Raw genomic sequence first — 5677 nt, forward strand, 5'->3', positions numbered from 1 at the left:
TCATCTGTCGCCGCTACGACCCGATCACGCAAATCCTGAGATAAAGCTCTGGCCATCCATGCTGGCCTCCTGCCCAGCCAGCAGGATGAATCAGATTTTCAACGCCGCTGGAATCCTTCGCGATTCAGAGGCTGTGGAAAACGCTCTAAGGGGAGCAAAGTGCTCGGAAACTAGCTCAGAATTCCATGATTGCTGCCAGCTTGCGCGGGGCGACAGACATCCAGCTGCGCTGCAAGCTCTCGGCGATATCGTCCCAATCGGTATCGCCCAGATCGAGCCGGATCGCGATCCAGCCGTCGCCGAAGTAGGCAGGGCGAAAGAAGCGCGCGGGGTCGGTCTCGATCAAGTGCTGCTGCTCGTCGAGGCCGCTGATCTTGACCAGCAGCGCGATCCGGCCGTCGCCGTGATGGTTGGCGTTGACGTAGGCGAATTTCTTGCCCTTCACGATGCCGAAGCAGGCCATGCCGTGGCTGACGGTTTCTTCCGCTTCGGGTAGCGCCATGGCATGTTTGCGCACTTCACCGATGAGGTGGGCCGGATCGGTTTCGCGCGTGACCAGCGCGGCAAGGCAGCGCGCATAGAGCTGATGTTCGGCAATCAGCACGCGGCCGGCGAGCTGGTCTGCATCATCGCCGGGCAGGATGGCGACGGCGGTCTGGCCCAGCATCGGGCCTTCATCAAGCTGCGCAGTGACCAGATGCACGGTGCAACCGCCGTGCTCGTCACCCGCCGCGAGCGCGCGTTCGTGGGTTTGGAGGCCAGTGTACTTGGGCAGCAGCGAGGGATGGATATTGACCATCCGGCCCTCCCACCGCGCGACGAATTCGGGGCTGAGGATGCGCATGTAGCCTGCCAGCGCGATGAAACGCGCGCCGCTGGCCAGAACCTGCGCCTCAAGCGCGGCATCATGATCGGCGCGCGCCATGCCTTTGTGGGGCAGCGCGAAGGTCGCGGTGCCTTCGGCTGCGGCGAGCCGCAATCCCGCAGCGGCAGGGTTGTTCGAGGCAACCAGCACGATTTCGTAAGGGCAGTCTGCAGCGCGGCTGGCATAGAGCAGCGCGGCCATGTTGGTGCCCGTGCCCGAGATGAAGACGGCGACCGGAACCCGGTCAGCCATGATGCACCGCTTCCCAAGGTGCACGGGCAGACCAAGCCTCGTCGCTGCCGAACACGGTGCAGCCTTTTTCGCCCGCGACAACTTCGCCGATGCGGTGAACGGTCTCGCCCGCTGCTGCAAGATCGGTGCTAAGGGATGCAGCCTCTGCGGGAGCGACCGCAAGCACCATGCCGAGGCCGCAATTGAAGGTGCGGGCCATTTCTGCAGGCTCGATCTGGCCCTGCGCCTGGAGGAAGGCCATCAGCCGCGGCTGTTCCCACGCATCTGCATCAATCCGCGCGTGGAGCCCGCGCGGCAGCACGCGCGGCACGTTTTCGAGGAGGCCGCCGCCGGTGATATGCGCCAGCGCGTGGACGCGGCCCGCGCGCAGCAGCGGCAGCAGGCTTTGCACATAGATCCGCGTCGGCTCGATCAAGAGATCGATGAGCAGGTGATCCATGTCGAACAGCGCCGGGCGATCCAGCTTCCAGCCCTTGTCCGCCGCCAGCCGCCGCACCAGCGAATAGCCGTTGGAATGGACGCCGGATGAGGCGAGGCCCAAGAGCACATCGCCCTCTGCCACATGATCGCCGGTCAATTGCTGGCCGCGCTCGACCGCGCCGACGCAAAAGCCCGCGAGGTCATAATCGCCGGGCGCGTACATCCCCGGCATCTCGGCGGTCTCGCCGCCGATCAGCGCGCATCCGGCCAGCTTGCAGCCATCGGCAATCCCCGCGATCACCCGTTCGGCCACGCCATTGTCAAGCTTGCCAGTGGCGAAGTAATCCAAGAAAAACAGCGGCTCCGCGCCCTGAACGATCAGATCGTTGACGCACATCGCGACCAGATCGATGCCAATTGCATCGTGCCGATCGTGATCGATCGCGAGCTTGACTTTGGTGCCTACGCCATCATTTGCCGCGACGAGCAAGGGATCGCTATAACCCGCTGCGCGCAGATCGAAAAAGCCGCCAAATCCGCCAAGCTCGGCATCGGCGCCGGGCCGCGCGGTGGACTTTGCCAAGGGGCCGATTGCGCGGACCAGCGCATTGCCTGCGGCGATGTTAACGCCGGCCTGCGCATAGCTGTAGCCGCGCGGTTTATCTTCGTTTGCTGCCATGACCGAGGCGATTAGCGCTTTCCTGCTTGGATTTCCACTTGCCTTTGGGCAAAAGCGCGCCGAGCAAACCTGCTTGGCGGTGGACAAACCGACCTCATGGAGTTCCCTTGGCCGCAGTGCGCTCGATTCTGAACGATAAGCCCCGCCGCCAGACCCTGATCGCCGCCGCGTTGGCGTTGCTGATCGGTCTTGCTGGAGCCGCGCTATTTGCCCAGATCGAGGGCGAGCGCGGGATTGCGCCGATTGCCAGCAATGGCGATTTTGAAGTGACCGGGATCGAGGTCAACGTTCAGGGAGAAAGCGCCGAAGACGCCCGCATGAAAGGCTGGCGCGAGGCGCAGCGCCAGGCGTGGGAAAAGCTCTGGAAAACCAACGGACTTGGCGGCGGGGGCGGCGCGCCCGCGCTCGATGATGGCACGATCAATGGCATGGTTTCGGCGGTGGTGGTAGAACGCGAGCAGATCGGGCCGCGCCGCTATATTGCGACGTTGGGGGTGATCTTCGACCGCGCACGCACCGGCGGAATGCTGGGGCTGCAAGGGCAGATCGCGCATTCGGCGCCGCTGCTGGTGATCCCCGTGCTGACGCAAGGCGGCGTAACCTCGGTGTTCGAAACGCGCACGCCGTGGCAGAAGGCGTGGGCCGAATTTCGCACCGGAACCAGCGTGATCGATTATGTGCGGCCGGGCGGGGCCGGGGCCGATTCGCTGCTGCTGACCGCGGGGCAGCTTTCGCGCCGCAGCCGCAACTGGTGGCGGCTGCTGCTGGGGCAGTTTGGCGCAGCCGATGTGATCATGCCCACCGCCCGGCTCGAACGGCTCTGGCCCGGCGGCCCGGTGCGCGGCATTTTCACCGCGCGCTATGGGCCGGACAACCGATTTCTGGATTCGTTCGCGCTGACCGCGCCCAGCGAAGACAAGCTTCCCGCGATGCTGGCTGAAGCGGTGGCGAAAACCGACGCGATCTATGCGCAGGCGCTGGCAGACGGAAAGCTGGCTCCCGATCGTACCTTGGAGATGCAGCCGGTGCTGAGCCCGGAGACGATTGCGAGCATTCTGGCGCGGCTCGGCCCGGTCCGCGAGGCGGGGCCGCGCGACGCCGATCCTGCGGCGGCGGCCATCGAAAGCACCGGGCCAGCGCTCACCGCGATCACCGTGGAATTTGCCACGCCCGATGGCGCTGCGGTCGACAGCGGCCTTGCCGGGGTGCGCGCGGTGGCAGGGGTCAAAGGCGCGACGACCAGTTCGATCGCGATTGGCGGCACTTCGGTGATGAGCGTCAGCTTTGCCGGCGATATCGATGCATTGGCGGCTGGTTTGCGCGCGGCCGGTTGGAAAGTGACGCAGGGCGCAACCGCGCTGCGGATCCGCAAGTAACTGCGCGGCCTCGCCATGGCTCAGAATACATCGCAGATTGCGCTGCCCTTGCGGACGGCGGCCAGCGCTGAAACCATTGTTACCGGGCCTTCGCTCGCGCCGGTGATTGCCGCGCTCGGTGCGGCGCGCGACTGGCCGTTTCGCGCCGCCGTGCTCACCGGGCCGCCGCGTTCGGGCAAGAGCCTGATCGCGCGCTGGTTTGTGCAATCGGGGATGGGCGATGCGCTCGACGATGCCGACAGCCTGCCCGAGGACGCGGTGTTTCATCGCTGGAACCGCGCGCAGGCCGAAGATCGCGCGCTGCTGATGGTGCGCAACGGGACGGCGGGGGCTTGGCGACCCGCACTGCCCGATCTTGCCTCGCGATTGGGCGCGGCGCTGCTCATTGAAATCGGCGCGCCCGATGATGCATTGCTGCGCGCGCTGATCGCGGATCATGCCGCGCGGCGCGGGCTGGCGCTGGGCGAGGGGGTGCTCGATTACCTGATGCCCCGGATCGAGCGCAGCCATGCCGCCGCCGAAGCCACGGTGGAAACAATCGACCGCTTGTCTCTTGAGCGCAAGGCCGCCGTCACCATATCGCTGGTGCGGGATGCGTTGACGGAGCGGGTCCACGGTGTCCACGGCGGCGAATTGCAACCTCGCTTGCTTTAGCGGCCCAAACAGGGGAAGATTGCGCGCATGTTCGTTAGCCTCATCGCCTATCTGGACTCGATCCGCGCGCGCGATCCCGCGCCGCGTTCGCGCTGGGAAATCCTGCTTTATCCGGGCCTGATGGCGGTTGGCTTTCACCGCGTGGCGCATGCGCTGTTTCGCGCGCGGTTGTTTTTTCTGGCGCGGGTGATCAATCATCTTTCGCGCTTTTTGACCGGAATCGACATTCATCCCGGCGCGAAGATAGGCAAGCATCTGTTTATCGACCACGGCTTTACCGTGATCGGAGAGACTGCCGAGATCCATGACAACGTGACGATCTATCAATGCGTGACGCTAGGCGGGACCAATCCGGCCAATGGCGTGCCGGGCAAACGCCACCCGACTTTGTGCGACAACACGATCATCGGATCGGGCGCGCAGATCCTGGGGCCGATCACGGTGGGCGTGCGGGCGCGGGTCGGCGCGAATGCGGTGGTGACCGAGGATGTGCCCGAAGGCGCGACGATGGTTGGCCTGAAAGCGCGATCGACTTTGGTGCCGGTGGCGACCTGGCTCAAGGATTTCATTCCCTATGGCACCCCCTGCAAGGAGCCATGCGAGCCTTGTGAACCCGCCGATCTGGCGCGGGTCGATCAGCTAGAAAACGAGGTCGCCACCCTGAAAGCGCAAGTTTCAGCTTTGCTCGCGGCGCGCGAGAGCGCGAGCGAGAGTGAGGCGAAGTCGCCTGCCCCGACGAGCGGCGATGCCCAGCGCAAGGCCCGCGGCTAAGCGTGGCCGGAGCAGGCGAGAACGCGGGGACGAAAGCAGGCGGGGCAACGATTGTCGCCTTTCCGCAGCCCCGCAGCGCGGAGCAGGTGGCGTTTGATCGGCCCGAACTGACCAAGATTCTCGACCTCTATGGCCGCATGGTCGCCGCCGGGCTGTGGCGCGATTATGCGATCGATTTCGGCAAGGATGCCGCCAGTTTCAGCGCATTCAAACGCACCGCCGAGCGGCCTAGCGCGCGGATCGAGAAACGCCCCGCGCTGCGCGCCAAGCAGGGCATGTGGGCGCTCTATGGCGAGGCCGGGCAAGTGCTGAAACGCGGGCAGGAGCTGGCCAGCCTGCTCTCGCCGCTGGAGCGCAAGCTGATGAAAGTGGTCGAGGATTAGAGCGCGGGGCGGCGCGCTCTAGCGGACTGTTGGCGGCTTAGCCGATGCCGCTGCCGGTTTGGAACAGCGATTGCTGATGGCGCGTGATGCGGCGCACAATGACCATCAGGAAGCCGCATGAGATCAGCATGTAGATTTGCGTTGAGAAGTGACCCGGGATTTTCATCGAGAAGTGACCCGGGTGGAAGTTATGTCCCGCTGTACGGGACGTAGGTCAAGCCAGTGATTTTTCCTTTCTGGATTTGGGGACAGCGGAGCTGGCCCTGAACCGGAAGCT

The 5677-nt window shown here is 64.9% G+C and carries 7 protein-coding genes; 4 read left to right on the top strand and 3 right to left on the bottom strand.

Annotated features, from left to right (window positions below; all coding sequences use genetic code 11):
* Positions 1-175: 175 nt before the first annotated feature.
* Both purN and purM read right to left on the bottom strand, forming a co-directional pair.
* Positions 176-1117 carry a phosphoribosylglycinamide formyltransferase gene (gene purN / locus Q0O40_RS15115; protein ID WP_295531722.1) on the bottom strand — a complete coding sequence of 314 codons (942 nt, stop codon included), beginning with the start codon at positions 1115-1117 and terminating at the stop codon, positions 176-178.
* Positions 1110-2216, bottom strand: coding sequence for a phosphoribosylformylglycinamidine cyclo-ligase (purM, locus tag Q0O40_RS15120; RefSeq protein ID WP_295531725.1), 1107 nt, complete (start codon positions 2214-2216; stop codon positions 1110-1112). Before purM ends, purN begins: the two co-directional genes overlap by 8 nt.
* 116 nt (positions 2217-2332) lie before the next feature.
* On the opposite strand from purM, the gene Q0O40_RS15125 reads away from it, so the two are divergent.
* Genes Q0O40_RS15125 through Q0O40_RS15140 form a run of 4 tightly spaced genes read left to right on the top strand, consistent with a single transcriptional unit; the run spans position 2333 to position 5400 of the window.
* Positions 2333-3592, top strand: coding sequence for a heavy-metal-associated domain-containing protein (locus Q0O40_RS15125; protein WP_295531740.1), 1260 nt, complete (start codon positions 2333-2335; stop codon positions 3590-3592).
* A 15-nt stretch (positions 3593-3607) separates the two neighbouring features.
* Positions 3608-4246, top strand: coding sequence for an ATPase (locus tag Q0O40_RS15130; RefSeq protein WP_295531728.1), 639 nt, complete (start codon positions 3608-3610; stop codon positions 4244-4246).
* Between the two features lie 27 nt (positions 4247-4273).
* Positions 4274-5017 (top strand): serine O-acetyltransferase EpsC, encoded by a 744-nt coding sequence (gene epsC, locus Q0O40_RS15135; RefSeq protein WP_295531731.1) that lies wholly within the window; start codon positions 4274-4276, stop codon positions 5015-5017.
* Between the two features lie 2 nt (positions 5018-5019).
* A complete protein-coding gene (locus Q0O40_RS15140; RefSeq protein WP_295531733.1) occupies positions 5020-5400 on the top strand; it encodes a DUF2794 domain-containing protein in 381 nt (126 codons plus the stop codon).
* A 37-nt stretch (positions 5401-5437) separates the two neighbouring features.
* Here Q0O40_RS15140 and Q0O40_RS15145 read toward each other — a convergent pair whose 3' ends face one another.
* Positions 5438-5566 (bottom strand): hypothetical protein, encoded by a 129-nt coding sequence (locus Q0O40_RS15145; protein ID WP_295531736.1) that lies wholly within the window; start codon positions 5564-5566, stop codon positions 5438-5440.
* Positions 5567-5677: the final 111 nt, after the last annotated feature.

This window comes from Novosphingobium sp. Chol11 (assembly GCF_945870625.1).
GTDB lineage: Bacteria > Pseudomonadota > Alphaproteobacteria > Sphingomonadales > Sphingomonadaceae > Novosphingobium.